General features: G+C 58.4%; 22 protein-coding genes. 11 read left to right on the plus strand and 11 right to left on the minus strand.

From position 1 onward, the window contains the following. Window positions 1–23 precede the first annotated feature (23 nt). The 5 genes from FB593_RS12345 to FB593_RS12365 all read right to left on the minus strand — a co-directional run bounded on the left by FB593_RS12345 (window position 24) and on the right by FB593_RS12365 (window position 4796). On the minus strand, window positions 24–860 hold the full coding sequence (locus FB593_RS12345) for a carbohydrate ABC transporter permease (protein WP_003504003.1): 837 nt from the start codon (window positions 858–860) through the stop codon (window positions 24–26). Further along, window positions 860–1798, minus strand: a complete 939-nt coding sequence (locus tag FB593_RS12350; protein WP_019565060.1) for a carbohydrate ABC transporter permease — start codon at window positions 1796–1798, stop codon at window positions 860–862. Before FB593_RS12350 ends, FB593_RS12345 begins: the two co-directional genes overlap by 1 nt. Continuing rightward, window positions 1798–3129, minus strand: a complete 1332-nt coding sequence (locus tag FB593_RS12355; RefSeq protein WP_003514099.1) for an ABC transporter substrate-binding protein — start codon at window positions 3127–3129, stop codon at window positions 1798–1800. The genes FB593_RS12350 and FB593_RS12355 overlap by 1 nt, the downstream gene beginning before the upstream one ends. Window positions 3130–3233: 104 nt before the next feature. Next, the gene (locus FB593_RS12360) at window positions 3234–3890 is read right to left on the minus strand and encodes a GntR family transcriptional regulator (RefSeq protein WP_003504009.1); all 657 of its coding nucleotides are present in this window, start codon (window positions 3888–3890) and stop codon (window positions 3234–3236) included. A gap of 21 nt (window positions 3891–3911) precedes the next feature. Beyond that, window positions 3912–4796, minus strand: coding sequence for a dihydrodipicolinate synthase family protein (locus FB593_RS12365; protein ID WP_003504010.1), 885 nt, complete (start codon window positions 4794–4796; stop codon window positions 3912–3914). Window positions 4797–5076: 280 nt separating this feature from the next. Here FB593_RS12365 and FB593_RS12370 point away from each other — a divergent pair, with 280 nt between their 5' ends. From FB593_RS12370 to rutF, 7 genes are all read left to right on the plus strand, one after another. Beyond that, on the plus strand, window positions 5077–5688 hold the full coding sequence (locus tag FB593_RS12370) for a biliverdin-producing heme oxygenase (RefSeq protein WP_003514096.1): 612 nt from the start codon (window positions 5077–5079) through the stop codon (window positions 5686–5688). Between the two features lie 464 nt (window positions 5689–6152). Beyond that, window positions 6153–7244, plus strand: a complete 1092-nt coding sequence (gene rutA / locus FB593_RS12375; RefSeq protein WP_003504013.1) for a pyrimidine utilization protein A — start codon at window positions 6153–6155, stop codon at window positions 7242–7244. After that, window positions 7241–7981 (plus strand): pyrimidine utilization protein B, encoded by a 741-nt coding sequence (rutB, locus tag FB593_RS12380; protein ID WP_003514094.1) that lies wholly within the window; start codon window positions 7241–7243, stop codon window positions 7979–7981. The genes rutA and rutB overlap by 4 nt, the downstream gene beginning before the upstream one ends. A 26-nt stretch (window positions 7982–8007) precedes the next feature. Further along, window positions 8008–8394: a pyrimidine utilization protein C gene (gene rutC, locus FB593_RS12385; RefSeq protein ID WP_003492069.1), complete on the plus strand. Its 387-nt coding sequence runs from the start codon at window positions 8008–8010 to the stop codon at window positions 8392–8394. A 14-nt stretch (window positions 8395–8408) separates the two neighbouring features. After that, a complete protein-coding gene (rutD, locus tag FB593_RS12390) occupies window positions 8409–9200 on the plus strand; it encodes a pyrimidine utilization protein D (protein WP_162691965.1) in 792 nt (263 codons plus the stop codon). 17 nt (window positions 9201–9217) lie between these two features. Then, window positions 9218–9808, plus strand: a complete 591-nt coding sequence (locus tag FB593_RS12395) for a malonic semialdehyde reductase (protein ID WP_019565064.1) — start codon at window positions 9218–9220, stop codon at window positions 9806–9808. A gap of 26 nt (window positions 9809–9834) precedes the next feature. After that, on the plus strand, window positions 9835–10359 hold the full coding sequence (rutF, locus tag FB593_RS12400) for an NADH-dependent FMN reductase RutF (RefSeq protein WP_003514088.1): 525 nt from the start codon (window positions 9835–9837) through the stop codon (window positions 10357–10359). A 175-nt stretch (window positions 10360–10534) separates the two neighbouring features. Here the strand turns inward: rutF and FB593_RS12405 are convergent, their stop codons facing one another. From FB593_RS12405 to FB593_RS12415, 3 genes are all read right to left on the minus strand, one after another. Further along, window positions 10535–11968 carry an NAD(P)(+) transhydrogenase (Re/Si-specific) subunit beta gene (locus FB593_RS12405; protein WP_003514086.1) on the minus strand — a complete coding sequence of 478 codons (1434 nt, stop codon included), beginning with the start codon at window positions 11966–11968 and terminating at the stop codon, window positions 10535–10537. A 19-nt stretch (window positions 11969–11987) separates the two neighbouring features. Beyond that, window positions 11988–13562 (minus strand): Re/Si-specific NAD(P)(+) transhydrogenase subunit alpha, encoded by a 1575-nt coding sequence (locus FB593_RS12410; protein WP_013636773.1) that lies wholly within the window; start codon window positions 13560–13562, stop codon window positions 11988–11990. A gap of 188 nt (window positions 13563–13750) precedes the next feature. After that, on the minus strand, window positions 13751–15634 hold the full coding sequence (locus tag FB593_RS12415; protein ID WP_003514082.1) for an MFS transporter: 1884 nt from the start codon (window positions 15632–15634) through the stop codon (window positions 13751–13753). 508 nt (window positions 15635–16142) lie between these two features. On the opposite strand from FB593_RS12415, the gene FB593_RS12425 reads away from it, so the two are divergent. After that, window positions 16143–17177 carry an aspartate-semialdehyde dehydrogenase gene (locus tag FB593_RS12425; protein ID WP_003514078.1) on the plus strand — a complete coding sequence of 345 codons (1035 nt, stop codon included), beginning with the start codon at window positions 16143–16145 and terminating at the stop codon, window positions 17175–17177. Between the two features lie 215 nt (window positions 17178–17392). Continuing rightward, the gene (locus FB593_RS12430; RefSeq protein ID WP_003514072.1) at window positions 17393–18208 is read left to right on the plus strand and encodes a lytic transglycosylase domain-containing protein; all 816 of its coding nucleotides are present in this window, start codon (window positions 17393–17395) and stop codon (window positions 18206–18208) included. A 168-nt stretch (window positions 18209–18376) separates the two neighbouring features. On the opposite strand, the gene FB593_RS12435 is transcribed toward FB593_RS12430, so the two are convergent. Together FB593_RS12435 and pdxY are read right to left on the minus strand one after the other, a co-directional pair. Beyond that, window positions 18377–19018 (minus strand): carbonic anhydrase, encoded by a 642-nt coding sequence (locus FB593_RS12435; RefSeq protein ID WP_003514071.1) that lies wholly within the window; start codon window positions 19016–19018, stop codon window positions 18377–18379. 74 nt (window positions 19019–19092) lie between these two features. Next, window positions 19093–19968 (minus strand): pyridoxal kinase PdxY, encoded by an 876-nt coding sequence (pdxY, locus tag FB593_RS12440; protein WP_026330745.1) that lies wholly within the window; start codon window positions 19966–19968, stop codon window positions 19093–19095. Between the two features lie 270 nt (window positions 19969–20238). Here pdxY and FB593_RS12445 point away from each other — a divergent pair, with 270 nt between their 5' ends. Both FB593_RS12445 and FB593_RS12450 read left to right on the plus strand, forming a co-directional pair. Further along, window positions 20239–21699: a phospholipase D-like domain-containing protein gene (locus FB593_RS12445; RefSeq protein ID WP_025594389.1), complete on the plus strand. Its 1461-nt coding sequence runs from the start codon at window positions 20239–20241 to the stop codon at window positions 21697–21699. Between the two features lie 59 nt (window positions 21700–21758). Beyond that, on the plus strand, window positions 21759–22604 hold the full coding sequence (locus tag FB593_RS12450) for an endonuclease/exonuclease/phosphatase family protein (protein WP_003514066.1): 846 nt from the start codon (window positions 21759–21761) through the stop codon (window positions 22602–22604). Between the two features lie 32 nt (window positions 22605–22636). On the opposite strand, the gene FB593_RS12455 is transcribed toward FB593_RS12450, so the two are convergent. Then, window positions 22637–22840, minus strand: a complete 204-nt coding sequence (locus FB593_RS12455) for a hypothetical protein (protein WP_065662134.1) — start codon at window positions 22838–22840, stop codon at window positions 22637–22639. Window positions 22841–23116: the final 276 nt, after the last annotated feature.

Here is a 23116-nt window from a genome sequence, read left to right on the forward strand (position 1 = left end):
TCCCGTATTTTTAATTGGTTGATTCAGCCGCCCTTGACGGCGCCGGCGGTCAGGCCCGCCACGATCTGTTTCTGCGCGAACATGGTGAGCAGCAGCACCGGCAGCGTCACGATCAGCGCGGCTGCGGCAAGCGGTCCCCAGCTCACCTGTTCGAAGGACAGCATGTTGTAGACCGCCACCGGCAGGGTGCGCGTTTCACGGCTGGCCAGCACGATGCCGAAGACGAAGTTGTTCCACGAGAAGATGACCGCCAGAATGAAGGAGACGACGATGCCGGGCTTGGCAATCGGCAGCGCCACCAGCCGGAACACCTGCCAGGAGGATGCGCCATCGATGCTTGCCGCTTCTTCCAGTTCCTTCGGCGTGGTTTCGAAATAACCGATCATGATCCAGACCACGATCGGAACCGTCACCACGAGATGGATGATGATCTGCGGCCAGAGCGTGCCGAGCAGGTTCAGCCATTGGAACAGCAGGAATAGCGGAATGAGGAAGGAGAGGCCGGGCGTCATACGGGCGATCATGATGACGACAGCCGACTTTTCCGCCTTCAGCCGGGCGATGCCGTAACCGGCAGGCACGCCGATCACCAGCGCCAGAATGGTGGCCGCACCGGTGACGAGCACCGAATTCCAGAAATAGAGGAAGAAATTATTCTCCTCGAACACCTTCACATAGTTCGACCATGCGAAACGCTCGGGGATGAGGATCGGCGGATAGGCGCCGTTGTCGATTTCATATTTCAGCGATAGCGAAATCATCCAGATGAAGAACAGGATGACAGGCGAAATCATCACCAGCGCCACGAAAAACAGGCCGATGCGGTCGAGGTTTTTACGTTTGAGCAATTGGCGAGCCATCAGCGATCCTCCATCTCGTTCCATTGCGCACGCTGGCGCACCATCAAAAGCACAAAGGACAGCGCCACGATGATGATGAAGAAGACGACGGCCATGGCCGAGCCGTAACCGATGTCGTAGTAGGAAAACGCCGTGTTGTAGAGGTAGATGTTGATGGTTTCCGAGGCCGTTCCAGGGCCGCCCTGCGTCATCGCGTAGATGATGTCGAAGCTTTTGACGGCATCGATGGAGCGGATGATGACGGCGATCATCAGGAACGGCGCGATCATCGGCATGGTCAGGTAACGAAACTTCTGCCAGGCGTTGGCACCGTCGATTTCGGCGCTTTCATAGGGTTCGCGGGGTACTGCAGCCAGCCCGCCGAGCACGATCAGCATGACGAGCGGCGTCCATTGCCAGGTTTCCACCAGCACCAGCGAGGGGATGACGGTGGACTGGTTGTAGATCCATTCCAGCGGTCCGATATGGATGAAGGACAAGAGATAGTTCAGAACGCCGAGCTGCGGGTGGAACATCATGGTCCAGACGAGCGCGATGGCGACCGGGGTCGCCATCATCGGCATCACGAACACGCCGCGCAGAAAACCGCGCAGCGGAAACTGCGCATCGAAAACCAGCGCCGCCAATGTTCCCAGAAACAGCGGAGCGACGACCGACAGCACGGTATAGATGAGGGTGTGCCAGAGCGATTCCCAGAACCTCACGTCGCTTGCGAGCCTTATATAGTTATCGAAACCGATAAAGCTCTGCTCCTGTCCGAGCGTCCAGCGATGCACGCTCATCCACAGGGTGAAGACCCACGGAAAAACGATCACCGCCGAGATAACGACAAGTGCCGGTATGACGAAAGGCCAGTAGTTGGGAGCAAGCCTTGCGGGCCTGCTCCTTTCTTTCCGGCTGACGCCTGTTTTGGTGTTTTCGATGCTCACGGAGGCCATTATCCCTCGCTACGCGCCAGAACGGGTGCGAACTGTTCCGTCGCTTTTTTCAGCTCAGCTGCCGGGTCGGCGCCGCCGATCATGTTGGTGAGGCCGACGCCGTAGATGTCGCGGAATTCCGTGACCGGAATGATGACCGGCAGGGCAAGCTGCGAGACCTTGCCGGAACCGACGACCGCATCCAGCCAAGCGGCCGGCATCTTCACGCCCTCACGCACCTTCTGGTCTTCGAGGATGGACTGGCGGAACGGAACGCCTGCACCCGCCTGCAACAGGCGCGCGCCCATGTCGTGCGAAATCGCCCATTGGCAGAAGAGGTAGGCCGCTTCCTTCTTGCTGCTGGCTTCGACGACACCGAGGCCATCGCCGAAGGTGCCGGCCGCCTGTACAGCCGGGCCCTTCGGCATGACACCGTAACCGACCTTGCCGACAACGCGGGATTTTTCCGGGTTTTCGATCGGCGGTGCAAAACCGACGCCATCGAACCACATGCCGATCTTGCCCTGAAGGAAGGCAGACTGCGCTTCGGCCCAGTTGAAGCCGGAAACGCCGGGAGGGGCGGCTTTGGTCATCAAGCGTTGATAGAGTTTCGCTGCCTCGACCGCTTCCTTGGATTCGGTGTCGACCTTGCCGTCCGCGCCGATCGGCTTTGCGCCGTAGCCCAGCATCAACGAAGTCCAGACCGGGGTATTGGCGTTCTTCAGGCCGCGGGCGACGAAACCGTAGGTGTTGGTTGCGGGATCGGTGATCTTTTCCGCTGCCGTCACCAGTTCCTCGAAGGTCTCAGGGTATTTCAGGCCCTTGGCTTCGAAGAGTTCCTTGTTCCAGTAGACGATCCAGTAATCCACCGAGAAGGGCAGCGAGCGCAGCACGCCGTCGCTATCCTTGGCAAACAGCATGCCGGCTTCGGCGAAATCCTTTTCGACGAGGGACGGATCGGTCAGCGACGGGTCCTTCAGGAAGCCGCTGATATCGGCCAGCCACTTGCCTTTTTCGAACTGTCTCTTCTGCACGTGGTAGCTCAGATGAACGACGTCGAAGCTCGGCTTGCCGGAGGAAAGCTCGATTACCACCTTCTGGCGCTGCTGCTGTTCAGGCGTTGCTTCGGCATTGACCTTGATGCCGGTCAGTTCCTCGAATTCGCCCAGATATTTGATCAGCGTTTCGCTGCGCGGGCTTTTAACCAGGTTGACTTCAAGCGTGGTGCCGGCGTGTTTTTTCCAGTTCACCGCCGCCGATGCGGGGCGGATGCCGAGCACCGCGCTGCCACCGATCGCTGCCGTGCCTGCCAGAAAGGCGCGACGCGTTGGGTTGAGCAATGAATGCGTCATTTCAGTTCTCCTCCAGTTAGCCGGAAATTCTCCTCACCTCCGGCTTGTTGCTTATTTTCATGCAATTCCGGCCAGGACCTTTCTTCTGCCCTAACGGAATTGCCCTATACTGCCAGCGCCCTGTCCCTTGCGTTGCGGATATGGGCGGTCAGCCGCTCCACGGCGTCTTCGACGGATCGCTTCTCAATGGCTTCGAGAATGGCGAGGTGTTCTTTCATCACCGATTTGACATGGCCTGCGATGCGAAAGCGCTCCTGATTGATGAGGCGCATCTTGATGGAATTGACCCTGTAGGCGTTCGAGATGATCGAATTGCCGAGACTATCGATGAAGGCGTCGTGCATGCCCCAGTCCACCTGCTGCGCGTGCTGGTCCAGCTCCGGCGATTCCCCACCGTTTTCCGTCGCCTCGACGATATCGCGGTGCTGTTTCAACAGCTTGGCGATGGTCTCGTCCGAGGCCGAACGCGTAAAGAGCGCCACGGCCTCCTTCTCGAGAAAGATCCGGAACTGGAACGCCTCGCGGATGAGGTTGATGTCGATATGGGCGACCTGCAATCCCCGCTGCGGCACAGTCTTGATCAGACCTTCCGCCTCAAGCCGTGGAATTGCTTCCCGGATCGCGCCCAGCGGCAGACCCGTCAATTCCACGAGGCGGCGTTGCGAGATGAATTGCCCAGGGCGAACGTCGCGCGAGAGAAGGTGATGCGTAAAGCTTTCATACGCCCGTTCCCGCAATGTCTGTTCGCCGGTATCGTCCATGCTCAACCTTTCAAGGTCTGTTCAGGCGGCCTGTTTGCGAAACAGCGCGTCGAAAGCGCCTTCGATCTGCCGCCGGCCCTCCGGTGAAATGGCAACGAGCGGCGCGCGCACGTCAGACCAGATATTTTCCCCTGTCGTGTGTGATACCAGCACCTTGACGGCGGGCGTAACCGGAAATTTCAGAAGTTCCACAACAAGATCGACGATGCGCGCATCGTCCTTGCCGTCAACGGCCATGGCGCGGACTTCCTGCGTCAGGAAATTGGCAACGCCGGAGATGGCTCCCTGACCGCCCAGGCGAACGCCCTTGGCCAGATCACGCTCATCGCCGATCAGAATGGCGAGATCGCCGTGTTCTTTCAGCAGGCGCTCTGTGTGGCTCCAGTTGCCTGAGGAGTCCTTCACGCCGGTGACGATGCCCGGAAACGCTTGTCTCAGCCGCCCCACCAGTTCGACCGACAATGTTACCATGGTTACGGAAGGGATGTTATAGACGAGAATGTCGCGCGCGCCCTTGCCGATCTTTTCGAAAACCGCCGAGAACCAGGCAAACAGGCCGTCATCGCTGACATTCTTGAAATAGGATGGTGGGGCGAGAAGAATATTGCGGGCACCTGCGTTCAGGGCCTCGGCGGACTGGTCGGCTGCATCCTCGATGGAATCCACGAGAACGCCGGTGACCAGACGGGAAGGCGCAATGCCTGCCTCAATGAAGCGGGAGAGAATGACCTGCCGTTCGCGGCTGCCGACGGAGCATCCCTCGCCGGTGGTGCCGAAGAGTGTCACGCTGTCGCAACCATTTGCAAGGCAACGGCGGGCATGCGCGATCATGGCGTCTGTATCGACGGTTCCGTCAGTTTTGAAAGGGGTCGTCAGTGCTGCCGAAAGGCCGAATTTCTGGGTCAATTAAGATGCTCCTCCAAGATGGCTGCAGATTGATGGCACACTGACATGTTAGTTGTAAAGCGGTAATTACAGAATGATTGTTCGGTAGGCTGGAACGGGGGGAATTGGCTTCTAAAGCTGCCTCAGGATCTTTGTTGCGCCCGGTGGGGCATGGAATGTTTACACCGGTTTACGCGAATGCCATTTTTTAGCGATGCACAGGAAAAATGCTAAAATAAATTTGACTGTTTAAGTAAAGATTTTTATCAGGCAATCTGAATATGGGATAAAGGGAAGCGTCATGACCATTGTGGAGCCATCAGCGCCTGTGGAAGAGATCGAGCAGAGCCGCGTGAAGCGCCTGAGGGCTGCCACGCGTGGCGCGCATGGTGGTCTCGATACCTTCATCATGGCAGCGAAGCCGTTCGAGAGCCGGGAGAACTTCGGCAAATTCGTGGAAACGCAATATCTTTTCCATCGCGACCTCGATGCGTTTTTCTCCAATGAAACGCTTGATGGCCTGCTGCCTGATCTTAAGGGTCGTCGCCGTCTCTCCATGATAGAGCAGGACCTTGCCGATCTGGGACACGCCATTCCTGAAACAAACGAGCCGCGCTTTACCAGCGAAACGCCGTTCGATCTACCTGAGGCCATGGGCTGGCTTTATGTGGTCGAAGGCTCGAACCTCGGCGCGGCTTTCCTTCTGAAAGACGCAGCCAAGCTTGGCCTCACCGAAGAATTCGGCGCGCGCCATCTGGCCGGCGCTCCGGAAGGGCGCGGCCTGCATTGGCGTACCTTTACGGCCGCGCTCGATGAAATTTCGCTGACCATCGAAGAAGAGGAGCGGGTCGTCGCCGGCGCCGAAGCCGCCTTCAGGGCCGTGCATGCCTACGCGCAGCAACGCCTCGGTTGAGGTTTTGGCATAGCTTGTCGCTGGTTGTCTTCACAGCGCTTGAAATGCCTCGTTGCACATTCGTGCTGACCTCGCCTTAGCATCCTCACGCCGTCACCCCGGGCTTGGTCCGGGATCTAGTGCGATCAAGTGCTTGATCGCGCGGGGCTCTATTGGCGGCGCGGACGGGCCGCGGCTGGATACAGAATCAAGTCCGGCGTGACGGAGGAGTGGTTTTCGGCTGTCGTGCAACGCTTCGCGACCATTGTAAGAGCCGCTCATTTCCCGCACATTGCGTTCGATATTTGCCGAATAAACAGGCATATTAATTTACCAAATGATAAAATTTTTATCTTTTGGTAAAAAGAAATTGGCCTCCAAAAAATTATCCAATTGATAAAATTATTTTTTTTCGTCTGGCACGGAACCTGCTACTCTTTCTTCAAATCAGGAAAACGCCTGATGCCAAAAAAGGGAACAGCAAGATGGAAGTTGGTGTTTTTATACCGATCGGGAATAATGGGTGGCTACTTTCCGAGAACGCGCCGCAATACAAGCCAAGCTTCGACCTGAACAAGGAAATCACGCTGAAGGCGGAAAAGTACGGCTTCGATTTCGCGCTGTCGATGATCAAGCTGCGCGGCTTTGGCGGCAAGACCGAGTTCTGGGATTATAATCTGGAATCCTTCACCCTAATGGCGGGCCTCGCCGCCGTGACCTCCAAGATCAAGCTGTTCGGCACCGCCGCCACGCTTGTCATGCCGCCGGCCATCGTTGCGCGCATGGCGACGACGATCGATTCCATTTCCGGCGGGCGTTTCGGCATCAACCTTATTACCGGCTGGCAGCGTCCTGAATACAGCCAGATGGGGCTTTGGCCGGGCGACGATTATTTCGGTGATCGCTATGAATATCTCGGCGAATATACCTCCGTGCTGAAAGAGTTGCTGACGGAAGGGCAGTCGGACTTCAAGGGCAAGTTCTTCCAGATGGATGATTGCCGCATGAAGCCGGTGCCGCAGGGGGATGTGAAGCTCATCTGCGCCGGTTCCTCCAATTCCGGCATGGCGTTCTCTGCCAAATTCGCCGATTACAGCTTCTGCTTCGGCGTCGGCGTCAATACGCCAAAGGCTTTTGCACCCACCAATGAACGACTTCTGGCGGCAACGGAAAAGTCGGGTCGCGAGGTTAAATCCGTCGTGCTGACCATGATCCTCGCGGAAGAAAAATCCGAGGATGCCTGGGCGAAGTGGGAGCATTACAAGGCGGGCGCGGATGAAGACGCGATCAAGTGGCTCGGCCTGCAGAGTTCTGTCGACACCAAGTCCGGCTCTGACACCAATGTCCGGCACATGTCCAATCCCGTCTCGGCCGTCAATATCAACATGGGAACGCTGATTGGCTCCTATGAGGAAGTGGCGGCGATGCTGGATGAAATGAGCGAAGTGCCGGGAACGGGTGGCGTGATGCTGACCTTTGACGATTTTCTCGAAGGCGTCGAAAAATTCGGCAAATATGTACAGCCGCTGATGAAGAGCCGCCAGCATGTGCTGGCCGAACTGGAGGCAGCGGAATGAGTGAAGCCGTCGTGGCGGGTTACAAGGGGCCGGAAAGCCGTTCGGAAAGTGTCACACTTCCCGCAAGGCCGGAGCCGATTACCCTCAAGCCCAGCGAGACCGCCGTTGTCGTGGTCGACATGCAGAACGCCTATTCGACCGAGGGCGGTTATGTCGATCTTGCCGGGTTCGATATTTCCGGCGCCAAGGGCACCATCGCCAACATCAAGAAGACGCTGGATGCAGCGCGGGCGGCAGGTGTTCAGGTCATCTATTTCCAGAATGGCTGGGACAAGGATTATGTCGAGGCCGGTGGGCCGGGTTCGCCCAACTGGCACAAGTCCAACGCGCTAAAGACGATGCGCAAAAGGCCGGAATTGCAGGGCCAGCTGTTGGCCAAGGGCACATGGGACTATGCCATCGTTGACGAGTTGCAGCCCCAGCCCGGCGATATCTTGGTGCCGAAGACGCGTTACAGCGGTTTTTTTAACACCAATATGGACAGCGTCCTGCGCGCCCGCGGCATCCGCAATCTGGTGTTCGTCGGCATCGCCACCAATGTCTGCGTCGAAAGCTCGCTGCGCGACGCTTTCCATCTCGAATATTTCGGGGTGATGCTGGAGGATGCCACGCACCATCTGGGCCCGGACTATATCCAGCAGGCGACGGTCTACAATGTCGAGAAATTTTTCGGCTGGGTGGCGACCGTCAATGATTTCTGCGGCGTCATCTCGCAGGCCGCACCCGTCAGGGATTGATCCCCAAACACAAAGAGGAGAATGAAATGCCGAAGAAGATCGTCGTGCCTGCCGGTACAAGCAAACCCATCGCCCCTTTTTCGCCGGGAACCCTTGCCGATGGCGTGGTTTACGTTTCCGGAACGCTGCCATTCGACAAGGACAATAATGTCGTGCATGTGGGCGATGCCAGCGCCCAGACACGCCATGTTCTGGAAACCATCAAATCCGTTATTGAGACCGCCGGCGGCACGATGGAGGACGTAACGATGAACCACATCTTCATCACCGACTGGGCGAATTATCAGGCCGTGAACACGGTCTATGCCGAATATTTCCCCGGCGACAAGCCCGCGCGTTATTGCATCCAGTGCGGCCTCGTAAAGCCTGATGCACTGGTGGAAATCGCCACCGTCGCACATATCGGCAAGTAAGGCGAAACGGCAAAATGATGCATTTCGAGGTTCATGGCCGGGCCGAGCCTGAGGCGCCCACTATCCTGCTGTCATCGGGGCTGGGTGGATCGGGCGCCTATTGGGCGCCGCAGATCGAGGCCCTTTCCAGCCATTTCCGGATCGTTACCTATGACCATCGCGGAACTGGCCGGACCGGCGGCGAGGTGCCGGCAGATGGCGGCATATCGGCGATGGCCGATGATGTGCTTGAGATCGTCTCGGCGCTGAACCTCGAAAAATTTCACTTCATGGGCCATGCGCTTGGCGGTCTGATCGGACTCGATATCGCGCTTCGCAAGCCCGGCCTCATCGACAGGCTTGTTCTTATCAATGCCTGGAGCAAGGCCGATCCGCATTCCGGGCGCTGCTTCGATGTGCGGATCGAGCTTCTGGAAAAATCCGGTGTCGAGGCTTTCGTAAAAGCCCAGCCGCTGTTTCTTTATCCGGCGGCCTGGATGTCAGAGCATCAAGAGCGGCTGGCACGTGACGATGCGCATGGCGTCGCGCATTTTCAGGGCAGGGCGAATGTGCTTCGGCGCATCGCGGCGCTCCGGGCCTTTGATATCGACGCGCGCCTCGGCGAGATCGGCAATCCGGTTCTGGTAGTGGCAACCAGGGACGATCTTCTGGTGCCCTATACCCGGTCGCTGCGTCTTGCGGAAGGTTTGCCGCAAAGCGAGCTTTGCCTTCTCGATTTCGGAGCGCATGCGGTCAATATCACCGATTCTGACCTTTTCAACGCGCGGCTTTTGCAGTTTCTGCTACCGGCAACACAAACATTCTGACGGGATTTGAGAGTAAAATGACGAGAGCATTGGACGACGCTGCATTGGCAACACTTTTCACTGAGGCACGCACCCACAATGGCTGGATGGACAAGCCAATCGGTGATGAAACGCTGACAGCGCTTTATGACCTGACGAAGATGGGGCCGACTTCGGCCAATTGCTCGCCGGCGCGTTTCGTGTTCGTGCGCAGCCCGGAAGCCAAGGAAAAATTGAGGCCGGCGCTTTCTTCGGGCAATCTGGAAAAGACCATGGCAGCACCCGTCACGGTCATCGCTGCCATCGACAGCGAATTTTACGAGAAGCTGCCGGTGCTGTTTCCCCATGCCGATGCGCGTTCCTGGTTCACCTCCAGTGCGGCGATGGCCGAGGAAACGGCATTCCGCAATGCCACGCTGCAAGCCGGTTATCTCATTCTTGCCGCCCGCGCGCTCGGGCTTGATACCGGAGCCATGTCCGGTTTCGACAAGGGCAAGGTGGATGCCGCATTTTTTGCGGGTACGACGTGGAAATCCAATTTCCTCATCAATCTTGGTTACGGCGATCCGTCGAAGCTGTTCGGCCGCCTGCCGCGACTTGCGTTCGAAGACGCCTGTGTTCTGGCTTGAGGGCCTGTTAAGGAAGGATGGTTTAGATGCGGATGATGTCTCTTGAAAAGGAAGCGGAAATGGAGACGAAGACTGCACAGGAACGCAGCCTCGATTATAGAAATGCCATGGCGCGGCTCGGTGCGGCAGTCAACATCGTCACCACGGACGGTGCGGCAGGCCGTGCGGGATTTGCAGCGACGGCCGTTTGCAGCGTTTCCGACAATCCGCCCACGCTTCTCGTCTGCCTCAACCGCGGCTCTTCCGCTTATAATGTGGTGAAGGGCAATGGCGTCATCTGCGTCAACACGCTTGCTTCGAAGCACGAGGTACTAAGCACCCTGTTCGGCGGCAAGACACCGGCGGAAGAACGTTTCGCTGCCGGAAGCTGGGGCGTGCTCGAAACCGGCTCGCCTGTTCTGGAAGACGCACTGGTCTCCTTCGATTGCCGCATTCGCGAGGCACATGATGGCGGCACGCACGATATCCTGATCTGCGATGTCGTCGATATGAAGATCAATGAGGGCGACGAAGCACTGATGTATTTCAACCGGCGTTACCGGGTGCTTTGAGAGCGGTGTCTGGGGCCGGTTGATACCCTTAACTCACGATCAGCTATTTGCGCGCCGCCATCCTCCGGCTTGTCCCGAGGATCTGCAACCGGGACAAGCCCGAGGATGACGGCGGAGCTTTCTTTTCACGTCAGTAAGAAGGGCGTTTCCGGTATCCCGGAAACACCCTTTTTCATCACTTGATCAGCGGCAAAAGATCGTTGATCGACTTCTTCGCATCGCCGTAGAACATGCGGGTGTTGTCCTTGTAGAACAGCGGGTTCTCGATGCCGGAATAGCCCGTGCCTTGGCCGCGCTTGGAAACGATGACCAGTTTGGATTTCCATACTTCCAGAACCGGCATGCCGGCGATGGGCGAGTTGGGATCGTCCTGTGCTGCCGGATTGACGATGTCGTTGGAGCCGATAACGATGACGACGTCGGTATTGGGGAAATCGTCGTTGATCTCGTCCATTTCCAGCACGATGTCGTAGGGCACCTTTGCTTCGGCGAGCAGCACGTTCATGTGACCGGGAAGACGACCCGCAACCGGGTGGATGGCGAAACGCACGGTCTTGCCGTCGGCGCGCAGCTTGCGGGTCAGTTCGGAAACGGCCTGTTGTGCCTGTGCCACCGCCATGCCGTAACCGGGCACGATGATGACGCTGTCAGCGTCGTTCAGCGCTGATGCCACGCCTTCGGCATCGATTGCCACCTGCTCGCCCTCGATTTCCATCGCCGGACCCGTCGTGCCGCCGAAGCCGCCGAGGATGACCGAGATGAAGGAGCGGTTCATGGCCTTGCACATGATGTAGGACAGGATCGCACCCGAGGAGCCGACAAGCGCACCGGTAACGATCAGGAGATCGTTGCCGAGCGTGAAGCCGATGGCGGCCGCCGCCCAGCCGGAATAGCTGTTCAGCATCGAGACGACGACAGGCATGTCTGCGCCGCCGATACCCATGATCAGGTGATAGCCGATGAAGAAGGCGGCAAGCGTCATCAGCACCAGCGTCCATGCGCCAGCACCGTTGCAATACATGATGAGCAGGACGAGCGACAGGATCGCGGCACCGGCATTGAGGACGTGTCCGCCCGGAAGCTTCTTCGCCTTGCCGTCCACCTTGCCGGCAAGCTTGCCGAAGGCGACGACGGAACCGGTGAAGGTGACGGCGCCGATGAAGACGCCGAGGAAGACCTCGACCTTCATGATTGCCAGTTCTACCGGCGTCTTATGGGCGAGGAGGGCGGAAAAGCCTGTCAACAGGGAACGCGCCGTCTCATCGAGCGAGGCGACATGCGCTTCCTCGATATGGGCGTTGAAGCCGATGAAGACGGCGGCCAGACCGACAAAGGAGTGAAGTGCTGCAACAAGCTGCGGCATCTCGGTCATCTGCACGCGGTTTGCGACGAAGTAGCCGAGAACGGCGCCACCCGCCAGCATCAGAAGTACGATGAACCAGTTGCCGACATCAGGTCCGAAGACCGTGGCGACAATGGCAAGACCCATGCCTGTTATGCCGTACCAGACGGCGCGCTTGGCGCTTTCCTGCCCGGAAAGACCACCGAGGGAGAGGATGAATAGAACGGCTGCGGCAACATAGGCCGCGGAAACGATACCAATGGTCATTATGTGTCCCCTACACGGCTCAGGACTTCTGGAACATGGCGAGCATGCGCCGTGTCACAAGGAAACCGCCGACGATGTTGATCGTCGCGATCAGGACGGAAAGTGAGGCAAGGATCACCACCAGCCAGTTGCCGGAACCGATCTGCAGCAGCGCGCCGATAATGACGATGCCGGAAATCGCGTTCGTCACCGCCATCAGCGGCGTGTGCAGCGAGTGGCTGACATTCCAGATGACGGAGAAGCCGATAAAGCAGGCGAGCACGAAGACGATGAAATGGCTCATGAAGCTTGCCGGCGCGTAAAGGCCGACGAGAAGCAGGGCCGCCGTACCGATGACGAGCAGACCGACTTGGCTTTTCGTCTGCGCCTTGAACTCGGCCCGTTCCTTGGCGTGCTTTTCCTCAGGCGTAAGCTCTTTTGCTCGTTCCTTGGGTTTCTGCGCGGCGATGGCCTGGATCTTCGGTGGCGGTGGCGGAAAGGTGATGTCGCCCTGATAGGTGACGGTCGCACCGCGGATGACGTCGTCTTCCATGTTGTGAACGACCTTACCGTCCTTTGCGGGCGTCAGGTCGGTCATCATGTGACGGATGTTGGTGGAATAGAGCGTTGAGGCCTGCGTGGCCATGCGGCTCGGGAAATCCGTATAGCCGATGACGATGACGCCATTGTCGGAGACGACGCGCTGGTCGGGCACCGTGAGATCGCAATTGCCGCCGCGCTCGGCGGCGAGGTCGATGATGACCGAACCCGGCTTCATTGCCGCCACCATGTCGGCCAGCCACAGCTTCGGGGCGTCACGGCCGGGGATCAGCGCCGTGGTGATGACGATATCGATCTGCGGTGCCAGCTCGCGGAATTTCTCAAGCTGCTTTTCGCGGAATTCCGGCGAGGAGGGGGCGGCGTAACCGCCGGTCGCTGCGCCATCCTGGCTCTGGTCGGCGAAATCGAGATAGACGAATTCGGCGCCCATGGATTCGATCTGTTCGGCCACTTCCGGCCGCACGTCGAAGGCATAGGTAATGGCGCCGAGCGAGGTTGCCGTGCCGATGGCGGCAAGACCGGCAACGCCGGCACCGATGACCAGCACCTTGGCGGGCGGCACCTTGCCGGCGGCAGTTACCTGACCGGTGAAGAAGCGGCCGAAATTATTGCCGGCCTCGATGACGGCGCGATAGCCGGCGATGTTGGCCATGGAGGACAGCGCGTCCATTTTCTGGGCGCGGGAAATGCGCGGCACCATGTCCATGGCGATGACATTTGCGCCCTTTTCCTTCGCCTGCTCCAGAAGGTCCTTGTTCTGTGCGGGATAGAAGAACGAGATCAGCGTCTTGTCCGAAGACAGGCGATCAATCTCCGACGTTTCCGGCGGACGAACCTTGGCGATGATGTCGGCACCTTTATAAAGCGCATCGGCGCTATCGACGATGGTGACACCGGCTGCGCGATAGGCGTCGTCGGAAAATCCCGCCGCCTTGCCCGCGCCTGTTTCGAGGATGCAATCATATCCGAGTTTCTGCAGGCCTTGCGCGCTGTCGGGTGTCATGCCGACGCGCGCCTCGCCATCATATAATTCCTTAGGTGTCCCGATTTTCAAAATGGCTCTCCCTTTTCCGCACGATAGGGCGTCATAGCCTATTTCGAACGTTTTTGTCTTGTTTTTGGCGGTTTCTACCTGCGGCGGATTGACAGCATGCGAAAGGCCAGTTCGGGCACTGGCGGTACTGCGGCAATAAAAAACCCGGCGCGTCAGCGCCGGGTCTCTATCGTCGGGAGCGAAACCGCTCACTCCATGGTGTGGATGTCGCGATCCTTGGTTTCCGGCAGGAACAGCAGGCCGATGACCAGCGTGATGCCTGCGAAAACGATCGGGTACCAGAGGCCGTAATAGATATCGCCCTTCGCCGCGCTCATCGCAAAAGCGGTGGCGGGCAGAAGGCCGCCGAACCAGCCGTTGCCGATATGGTAGGGCAGCGACATGCCGGAGTAGCGGATGCGGGTCGGGAACAGTTCGACCAGCAGGGCCGCAATCGGGCCGTAGACCATCGTCACGTAGATCACGAGGACGGTCAGGACCGCGATGATGACGACCCAGTTCACGGCAGCCGGATCGGCGACCATGGCGAAGGTGCCACCACCGGCAATGCTGTAGACGGCCATTTCCGCCGCTCCGGCGGTCTCGGCCGGCGTCAGCAACTTGTCGGCCACCAGCTTGTCGGTCGCCACCATCTTCTTGTCGGCTGCGCGAACGGCTTCCGCATTGAGGTTGAGTTCCGGGTTGGCGGCAATAAAGGCATCCAGTTTTGCGTCCGGCACCTGTGCTACGCCGCGCACCAGCGGGTAGCCGCCGTCATGCAGCGCGATGTTGACCTGTTTCTGGAAGGCCCTGTCTTTTGCGGCAGCATCCGCACCGGCTGCGATGGCGTCGTAGCTCGCAATGGTGGCGTCGCCGATCTTGACGCTTGCCGGCGTTCCAGCCGCTCCAGCAACGACGTCATAGGGAACGGAGTTGCGTGTCAGGAACGAGGTGGCGATATCGCAGGATGTGGTGAATTTCGCCGTACCTGTCGGGTTGAACTGGAATTTGCAGTCGCCCGGAGCAGCGGTCACGGTGGCGCGAACGCTGGCTTGTGCTTGCGCCAGTGCCGGGTTGCCCGCCCATGTGAGCGCCTTGAACAGCGGGAAGTAGGTCAGCATCGCGAGAACGAGACCCGCCATGATGATCGGCTTGCGGCCGATCTTGTCGGAAAGCCAGCCGAAGAGCACGAAGAAGCCCGTGCCGAGGATGAGGGCCGCCGCGACCATGATGTTGGCCGACTGGCCGTCCACCTTCAGAATGCTCTGCAGGAAGAACAGTGCATAGAACTGGCCCGTATACCAGACGACGGCCTGACCGATGACGGCGCCGACGAGGGCAAGCAGGGCGATCTTTGCGTTTTTCCACTGGCCGAAGGCTTCGCTGAGTGGTGCCTTGGAGGTCTTGCCTTCTTCCTTCATCTTCTTGAAGGCAGGAGATTCGTTCATTTTCAGACGAATCCAGACCGATACGCCAAGCAGCAGAACCGAAACGAGGAAGGGAATACGCCAGCCCCAGGCGGCGAAGGCTTCCTTGCCGAGTGCGAACTGCACGCCGAGAATGACCATCAGCGACAGGAAGAGGCCGAGCGTCGCCGTCGTCTGGATCCATGAGGTGTAATAGCCTCTGCGACCGTTGGGCGCGTGTTCGGCCACATAAGTTGCAGCACCGCCATATTCGCCGCCAAGCGCCAGACCCTGAAGCATGCGCAGGATGATCAGGATGATCGGGGCTGCGATGCCGATCTGCGATGCACCGGGCAGGACGCCGACGAGGAATGTCGAAACGCCCATGATGAGAATGGTGATCAGGAAGGTGTATTTACGGCCGACAATGTCGCCGAGACGCCCGAACACCAGGGCGCCGAAGGGGCGCACGAGGAAGCCGGCGGCAAATGCCAGAAGCGCGAAGATGTTACGTGTCGTTTCCGGATATTGGCTGAAGAAGTTCGCGCCGATATAGATCGCGAGCGAGCCGTACAGATAAAAATCGTACCATTCGAAGACTGTTCCGAGAGAAGAGGCGAAAATCACCTTCTTCTCCTCACCCGTCATGGGACGGGCGGCGCCGCTCACGGCTGCTACGTTTGCCATTGTCTGTCCTCCACAGATGTCAAATGAGCGCATTGCAGAGCCCTGTCTCTCCTCCGGACTCCCCCGTAAGGGTGCAATGCGCGTAATGTTAGAGTGACAGAAAATTAACCCCAATGAGAGCGATGCTTTCGGATTATGACTTTAGTCTAATGCATAACGTGCAAAAATGTCGCGAGGTGGCATTTGCGCTTATGCGCCGGGTCGCTCGCAACGTGCCTTTTTTCTTGACACGAACACCAAACCTTCTAATAGCTTCTCGCGAAGAAGGAGCATCACCTTGCGCAGGCATGTTGCAGACATGATTGTCATGGAAGGACCGGCACAATCCGCCGGCGATGATCCGCGTCTTTCTTATTCTATCCGAATTACGGCCAAAACGACGATTAAAACCGTCTGACGTCTCTGGCCACCGCTCTCTCCCCGGTTTGGCTGGGGATCGAGGAAGCCGCAATGCGATGCGGGTTCCCCACCTCACCCAAAAGAGGAGAGACAGAAAGAGAGCTTGATCATGGGTTTCAAAGTTGCAATTGTAGGCGCCACCGGCAATGTCGGTCGCGAAATGCTCAACATCCTGGCCGAACGTGGTTTTCCGGCAGATGAAGTCGTGCCGCTCGCTTCCTCCCGCTCGCAGGGCACGGAAGTTTCCTATGGCGACCGCACGCTGAAGGTTTCCAACCTCGAAAACTACGATTTTTCCGACACGGATATTTGCCTGATGTCGGCCGGCGGCGAGATTTCCAAGAAGTGGTCGCCGAAGATCGGCCAGCAGGGTTGCGTCGTCATCGATAACTCGTCTGCATGGCGCTACGACCAGGACGTTCCGCTGATCGTTCCGGAAGTCAATGCCGACGCGATCTCGGGCTTCACCCGCAAGAACATCATCGCCAATCCGAATTGCTCCACGGCCCAGCTCGTTGTCGCGCTGAAGCCGCTGCATGACTTTGCCAAGATCAAGCGCGTCGTTGTCTCCACCTACCAGTCCGTTTCCGGCGCTGGCAAGGAAGGCATGGACGAGCTGTTCCAGCAGACACGCGCCGTCTTCGTGGCCGATCCGGTCGAAACGAAGAAGTTCACCAAGCGCATCGCCTTCAACGTCATCCCGCATATCGACGTCTTCATGGAAGACGGCTATACCAAGGAAGAATGGAAGGTTCTGGCCGAAACCAAGAAGATGCTCGATCCGAAGATCAAGGTAACCTGCACGGCCGTGCGCGTTCCTGTTTTCATCGGTCATTCGGAATCGGTCAACATCGAGTTCGAAAACGAGATCACCGCCGATCAGGCGCGTGATATCCTGCGCGAAGCGCCGGGTTGCCTCGTGATCGACAAGCATGAAGATGGGGGCTACATCACCCCGGTTGAATCCGCCGGCGAGGATGCGACCTATATTTCGCGTATCCGTGAGGATGCGACGGTTGAAAACGGCCTCAACATCTGGGTTGTTTCGGACAATCTGCGCAAGGGCGCTGCCCTCAATGCCATCCAGATCGCCGAACTCCTGGTCAATCGTGGTCTCATCAAGCCCCGCAAGGCGGCAGCTTGATACGATTTTTTAAGGTTCGTTAAGTATAACCCGTCTGTTCTGTGTGGGGCAGGCGGGTTTTCCAATTGGCTATCATCACGGCCAGTTTATTTGCAGGCCTTGCTGCCAAAAGGCAATTTAGGCGGCCAAAAAGCAATTTGGCACCCGAGCCCATACAGCAGCGACGTTTTGGTTCTCGGGATAAATTCCCCAAAGGATATCGAAGGCAGATTTTGATGCGGGCAATGAAGGCAATTCTGGCTGGTGTGGCCATGGTCTCGGTTTTGGCGGCGACGCCGGTTGTGGCTGCGCAATGCGGCAACACTTCGGCAGGGTTCGACGCCTGGGTCGGTGCCTTCAAGCAGGAAGCGGCGAGCCGCGGTGTCAGCGCCTCGGTGCTTGATCGTGCCTTCTCCGGCGTCTCCTACAATCAGCCGACCATCCGCGCCGATCGCGGCCAGCACAGCTTCAAGCTGTCCTTCGACCAGTTCATGCAGAAGCGTGGCGGCCAGACGATCATCTCGCGCGGCAAGACCATGAAGAAGAACAATGCGGCTCTCTTCGCCTCGATTGAAAAGGCCTATGGTGTGCCGGCCGGCCCGCTGCTCGCCATCTGGGGCATGGAAACCGGATTTGGCGGCTTCATGGGCAACCAGCACACGCTGTCCGCCGTGGCGACGCTTTCTTTCGACTGCCGCCGTTCGGATTATTTTACCGAGCAGCTTTACGCGGCCCTGAAGCTCGTCGGCAGCGGTTCGCTGAACGTGAACGCCAAGGGTGCTGCCCATGGCGAAATCGGCCAGACGCAGTTCCTGCCGTTGAACGTTGTGCGCTACGGCGTGGATTTCGACCGCGACGGACGCATCGATCTCGTCGGTTCGCGCGCCGATGCGCTCGCCTCCACGGCCAACTTCCTTGTCGGCCACGGCTGGCAGCGCGGCGCGGGCTATCAGCAGGGGCAGACGAATTACGCGGCCATTCAGGGCTGGAACGCTGCAAGCGTTTATCAGCAGGCGATTGCGTTTATCGGCAAGGCGATTGACGGCCAATAAGGCCGCTTTATCCCAATTGGAACGTCCACTTCCGTGATGCCGGACTAGTTCCGGCATCAAGTCACGGCGCGTCTGCGCCGTGAAAACAATACTAAGCAATCAAAGACTTGATCGCACTTGGCCCCGGATCACATCCGGGGTGACGAAGCTTTGAGAAGGTTTCGACAATCACAGGTCCGGGCGGCGAAAGTCGCCCGTTTTGCCGTCCATCACCCACAATTCGCCGGTCGAGATATCGAACCAGGCGCCATGCAGCTTCACCTTGCCGGCGGTTTCCTGCGCCTTGACGAAGGGGAAGCCGCGCAGGTTGGCGATGGAGTTGCGAATGGAAACGCGCTCCAGCGCCGTCTGGCGCTCGGAAGCGGTCATGACGTCGTTGCTCTGGATCTGCTCGGCGGCGGATTTCACCATGTTCATCCATTTGCCGATGAAGTCGCCGGGTGACAGAGGTTCAAGATTGGGGTCGAGTGCGGCCTGAATGCCGCCGCAGCGGCCATGGCCCATGACGACGATGTCCTTCACCTTCAGAACCTGCACGGCATATTCGATGGCGGCTGATGTGGCGTGGTACTGACCGTCAGGCTCAAAGGGCGGTACCATGTTGGCGACGTTCCGCACGACGAAAAGTTCTCCCGGTCCGCAGTCGAAAATCGTTTCCGGCGCCGAACGGGAGTCACAACAGGCAATGAACAGGGTCTGCGGTTTCTGTCCGGTATCAGCCAGAACGCGGTATCTTTCGCGCTCGTCGGCATAGCGGCCGCTCATGAAGTTCTTGTAGCCGTTGAGAAGGTTTTCCGGAAAATCTTTCATCTATCGCAGTACCGTTGTGCTTGGACCAAGATCAAGAGAAGAACTCGGTGCGTTGAAGACCAATCCTTTAGCCGCTATTTGCGCTTGCTGCGCGAAGGATGCAAGAGATGGCGCATCTGCACCATCGCCATGGGTGTGGAGAGACTTGAAGAATCCGTCTCCAGCGTCAATTCGTTCATGTCGCGTTTTTTGGTTCGCGCCAGAATTTCGAACACGCTGGCGGTGGCCAGTTGCAGCGCCTTCTCGTCGTCCATGCCTTCCAGCAGCCGGGCAAGGAACAGCGCCGCCATCAGGTCTCCGAGACCGTTCGGTGCGTCTTCTATGGCGCGGTGTTCCGCCATCAGCGCGTGCCGGCCGCTCAAATAGAGATTTCCCGTGCCGCCCGCCATCATCGACACGGCTGAGGTGACCAGCATTTTCGGCGGGCCGAGTGCGAGCGCGGCATCCATGATGGCATTGTTGGTCTCAAGCTCGGCACCGCTCATCCAGGCCAGTTCATAACGGTTTGGCGTGGCGACGGTGGCAAGCGGAATGAGGTGATCGCGGATGGCTTCGGCAGTCTCAAGGGGAATGTAGAGTCCGCCCAGATCGCCCATGACCGGGTCACAGGCATAAATCAGCGACGGGTTCTTTTCCTTGAGATTGCGGATCAGCCTTGCGACGGAGCGCACCTGCGCCGCGCTGCCGAAATAACCGGTCAGGACAGCCTTGACCTCGCCGATCCATTTGGCGTTTTCGAGGTCGGTCATGGCCTTGTCGAAGTCGTCGTCCTGAAAGCGCATCCGGGTGGACGGGCCATGGCCGGGGTGCCAGGGCAAAACGATTGTGGGCACCGCCCATACCGGATAGCCAAGGGTCTCCAGCGCGAAGACCGCGGCACGGTTGCCGACCGATCCACGCATGACGTGGCTGGAAATGACGATGACGGCGCCCTGGGTATTTTCCTGCATCACGGCCTTCTTGCTTTCAAACGCCACAGAAGCCCGCAAGTGCCCCTGCTCACAGATCAAGATGCGCTCTCATGACATATCGCATCGTCACTTTCCACCGTTAATCCCGCAAGGGTCTATCCCGTAAAACGATGGGCGTCCGGTCTTCTTGGCCTTTCCGGTGCCGGTCCGGTATTGCGGGATCGGCGAACTGCGCTACCTTTTTGTTTACGCATCGGGTTTTCCCAAAACCGCGGTACACTTTTCGGCACGATGCCCTATAGTTGCATCATGCTCGATCTCGTCATCGCCTATTGGCCTCATATCCTTGCCGCTCTTTCCATTTTGATGGGAACCGTGGCGGCCGTACATGCCACGATGACGAAGGAAGAGGTCCGCTCCGCGCTTGGCTGGGTGGGCGTCATCGTTCTGTCGCCGATCGTCGGTGCAGTCATTTATGCGATTGCCGGCATCAACCGGATTCGCCGGTCCAGTATCAGGCAGCAGCGGTCTTTCATGCAGGACGAGATCATGGATCGCGTGGCGCGTCTGGATGCGAGCGGCGAGGTGATTGCCGCGCGGTTCGGACGCCGTTTCGAGGCGATGAAGACGCTCGGCGACCGGGTGACGCGCCACGCACTGACGACCGGTAACCGCATCGAGCCGCTTGTCACCGGCGACGCAGCCTATGCCGCCATGCTGGAGGCGATAGGCGAGGCGAAGCGGTCGATCATCCTCGAAACATATATTTTCGACAATGACAGGATCGGTGCCCGTTTTGTCGCCGCGCTGGAAAGGGCGAAGTTCCGGGGCGTGGAGGTGCGGGTGCTGGTGGATGCCGTGGGCGCGCGTTATTCCGTGCCGAGCATCCTGCCGACGCTCCGGGAAAAAGGCATCGTTGCCGATGTGTTCAACGGCAATGTCATCATGGGGCTGCGGCTGCCCTATGCGAATTTGCGCACCCACCGCAAGATCCTGGTAGTGGACGGGCGCCTCGCCTTTAGCGGCGGCATGAATATCCGCGAGGGCTTCACCCTTGAATTCGGCGGCGAAAAACAGGCGCACGACACTCATTTCAAGATCAGCGGGCCGGTTGTCTCTGATTTTTTCTCCATTGCGGCGGAGGACTGGAGGTTCACGACGGGGGAGCTTCTGCACACGCCGGTCTGGGATATCGCCATTCCCGATGGCGTGCCGGGTTCACAGATCGTTGCGCGCGTTTCCTCCTCGGGGCCGGATAAGAGCATAGAGACCAATCACAAGATGCTGATGGGGGCGTTTTCCGTCGCCCGCTCCTCCATTCTCGTCATGTCGCCCTATTTTCTCCCCGATCGGGAGCTTATTTCAGCGCTCATTACCGCAGCGAGGCGGGGAGTCGTGGTGGATATCATCGTGCCGCAAAGCAACAATCTGGTGCTTGTGGACAGGGCGATGACGGCGCAATTCGACCAGATGTTGAAGAATTACTGCCGCATCTGGCGGGCGACAGGGCCCTTCAATCATTCCAAGCTTCTGGTGATCGACGAGCGCTGGAGCTACATCGGTTCTTCCAACCTGGACCCTCGTTCATTGCGGCTGAACTTCGAAGTCGATCTGGAAGTTATGGATGAGGAATTCGCCGCGACCATCGGAAACCGCATCCGGGAAGCACGGGCAACCGCTTTACCCGTCCGACTGAGCGAACTGAATGCGCGGCCATTCGTTGTCCGTTTTGTGGAGCGCGTCCTGTGGCTCGCTTCGCCGTATCTTTAGAGCGCCATGCGTCGGAAACGCTCTAAAACTTTTAATTTGCGCATCGGAGGCGTCGCAGCGTGAAGAAAAACAGTTTGCTGGAGCGTGGAAAAACGGCACTGGCGAAAAACAGCAGCCTGCCCGCCTTCGTCATGCAGTCGCTGCGCGACCGCCACCAACGGAAGAATGCCGGGCAGGTGGAGAAAGATCACTCCTTCCCGGTCATCGCGTCTTACAACGTCCATAAATGCGTCGGACGCGACCGCAGGTTCGATCCTGATCGCACCAGCCGCGTCATTCAGGAAATCGGCGCGGATATCATCGCGCTACAAGAGGCGGACAGCCGTTTCGGCGAGCGCACGGGCCTGCTCGATCTTGCCCGGCTGGAGCGGGAAAGCGGGCTTGTCCCCGTGCCTGTTCTGGCGGGTGTGAAGGCGCATGGATGGCATGGCAATGTCCTGTTGTTCAAGGAAGGTGCGGTGCGGGATGTTCATACGCTGAAATTGCCGGGGCTGGAGCCGCGCGGCGCGCTGGTAGTGGAACTGGATTTGAAAAGCGGTGGCGCACTGCGAATAATCGCCGCGCATTTCGGTCTTTTGAGGCATTCCCGTGCCCAGCAGGCGAAGGCGCTTATCGGTCTTCTGGAAGCGCGAAACGAATGCGCGACCATCCTCATGGGAGACCTGAACGAATGGCGTCTCGGCAATGGCTCGTCGCTCAATACTCTGAGGGATGCATTCGGCGCCCTGCCGCCAGCAGTGCCCAGTTTCCCATCCAACCTGCCGGTGCTTGCGCTCGACAGGATCATCGCCAACCGCGAAGGGCTGATCGAGCAGGTGGAAGCGCATGACAGTGCGCTGGCGCGCATTGCCTCGGACCACCTGCCGCTGAAAGCGGCGATAAGGACCGATCTGCTTCCAACCTGATCCTGTGGCAGCATCGGATACGGCGACAGACTTCAGAGCCGCTGCGCTACCGTCAGATGGCTGCGCGAACGGGCCTCCAGCAGCGATGTGCGGATGGCTTCCATCAGCCGTTCACGGTTGTTTCTGGTCTTGCCTCTGTCCAGATTCTGCGCGGCAAGCGCCAGATCCAGACCTTCATGCATTACTATCGAATAGGCAATGGTTGTCGCCCAGTTTTCGTATTCCTGCTCCATCATGTCACCCCTGAACTAAATCATTTAGCCCGAATCACCCTGTTCTTGAAATTACCACAAAATGGAAAGCATAAAATAGCATTGTTCCTTTACGTATCTGCTGCCTTATGCGGATATAGTGTATTCGTTATTTCTTTATTGCGGCGCAACATGTATGTGCTTGCTGCTTAAGTCATTGAAACAGATTCTGTTTCAGGCGATGCACGTGGACGTTCCCACCAACAAAAACGCCGCGCATCGTTAGATGCGCGGCGGGCTTTCGTCGAAGTTTGCGGTGGA

Origin of the sequence: Rhizobium sp. SJZ105 (assembly GCF_007828365.1) — a bacterium.
Taxonomy (GTDB): domain Bacteria; phylum Pseudomonadota; class Alphaproteobacteria; order Rhizobiales; family Rhizobiaceae; genus Agrobacterium; species Agrobacterium tumefaciens.

Coding starts and splice junctions, on each gene's coding strand:
- FB593_RS12345 (WP_003504003.1), bottom strand. CDS start 860: ATGGCTCGCCAATTGCTCAAACGTAAAAACCTCGACCGCATCGGCCTG.
- FB593_RS12350 (WP_019565060.1), bottom strand. CDS start 1,798: ATGGCCTCCGTGAGCATCGAAAACACCAAAACAGGCGTCAGCCGGAAA.
- FB593_RS12355 (WP_003514099.1), bottom strand. CDS start 3,129: ATGACGCATTCATTGCTCAACCCAACGCGTCGCGCCTTTCTGGCAGGC.
- FB593_RS12360 (WP_003504009.1), bottom strand. CDS start 3,890: ATGGACGATACCGGCGAACAGACATTGCGGGAACGGGCGTATGAAAGC.
- FB593_RS12370 (WP_003514096.1), top strand. CDS start 5,077: ATGACCATTGTGGAGCCATCAGCGCCTGTGGAAGAGATCGAGCAGAGC.
- rutA (WP_003504013.1), top strand. CDS start 6,153: ATGGAAGTTGGTGTTTTTATACCGATCGGGAATAATGGGTGGCTACTT.
- rutB (WP_003514094.1), top strand. CDS start 7,241: ATGAGTGAAGCCGTCGTGGCGGGTTACAAGGGGCCGGAAAGCCGTTCG.
- rutC (WP_003492069.1), top strand. CDS start 8,008: ATGCCGAAGAAGATCGTCGTGCCTGCCGGTACAAGCAAACCCATCGCC.
- rutD (WP_162691965.1), top strand. CDS start 8,409: ATGATGCATTTCGAGGTTCATGGCCGGGCCGAGCCTGAGGCGCCCACT.
- FB593_RS12395 (WP_019565064.1), top strand. CDS start 9,218: ATGACGAGAGCATTGGACGACGCTGCATTGGCAACACTTTTCACTGAG.
- rutF (WP_003514088.1), top strand. CDS start 9,835: ATGCGGATGATGTCTCTTGAAAAGGAAGCGGAAATGGAGACGAAGACT.
- FB593_RS12405 (WP_003514086.1), bottom strand. CDS start 11,968: ATGACCATTGGTATCGTTTCCGCGGCCTATGTTGCCGCAGCCGTTCTA.
- FB593_RS12415 (WP_003514082.1), bottom strand. CDS start 15,634: ATGGCAAACGTAGCAGCCGTGAGCGGCGCCGCCCGTCCCATGACGGGT.
- FB593_RS12425 (WP_003514078.1), top strand. CDS start 16,143: ATGGGTTTCAAAGTTGCAATTGTAGGCGCCACCGGCAATGTCGGTCGC.
- FB593_RS12430 (WP_003514072.1), top strand. CDS start 17,393: ATGCGGGCAATGAAGGCAATTCTGGCTGGTGTGGCCATGGTCTCGGTT.
- FB593_RS12435 (WP_003514071.1), bottom strand. CDS start 19,018: ATGAAAGATTTTCCGGAAAACCTTCTCAACGGCTACAAGAACTTCATG.
- pdxY (WP_026330745.1), bottom strand. CDS start 19,968: ATGCAGGAAAATACCCAGGGCGCCGTCATCGTCATTTCCAGCCACGTC.
- FB593_RS12445 (WP_025594389.1), top strand. CDS start 20,239: ATGCTCGATCTCGTCATCGCCTATTGGCCTCATATCCTTGCCGCTCTT.
- FB593_RS12455 (WP_065662134.1), bottom strand. CDS start 22,840: ATGATGGAGCAGGAATACGAAAACTGGGCGACAACCATTGCCTATTCG.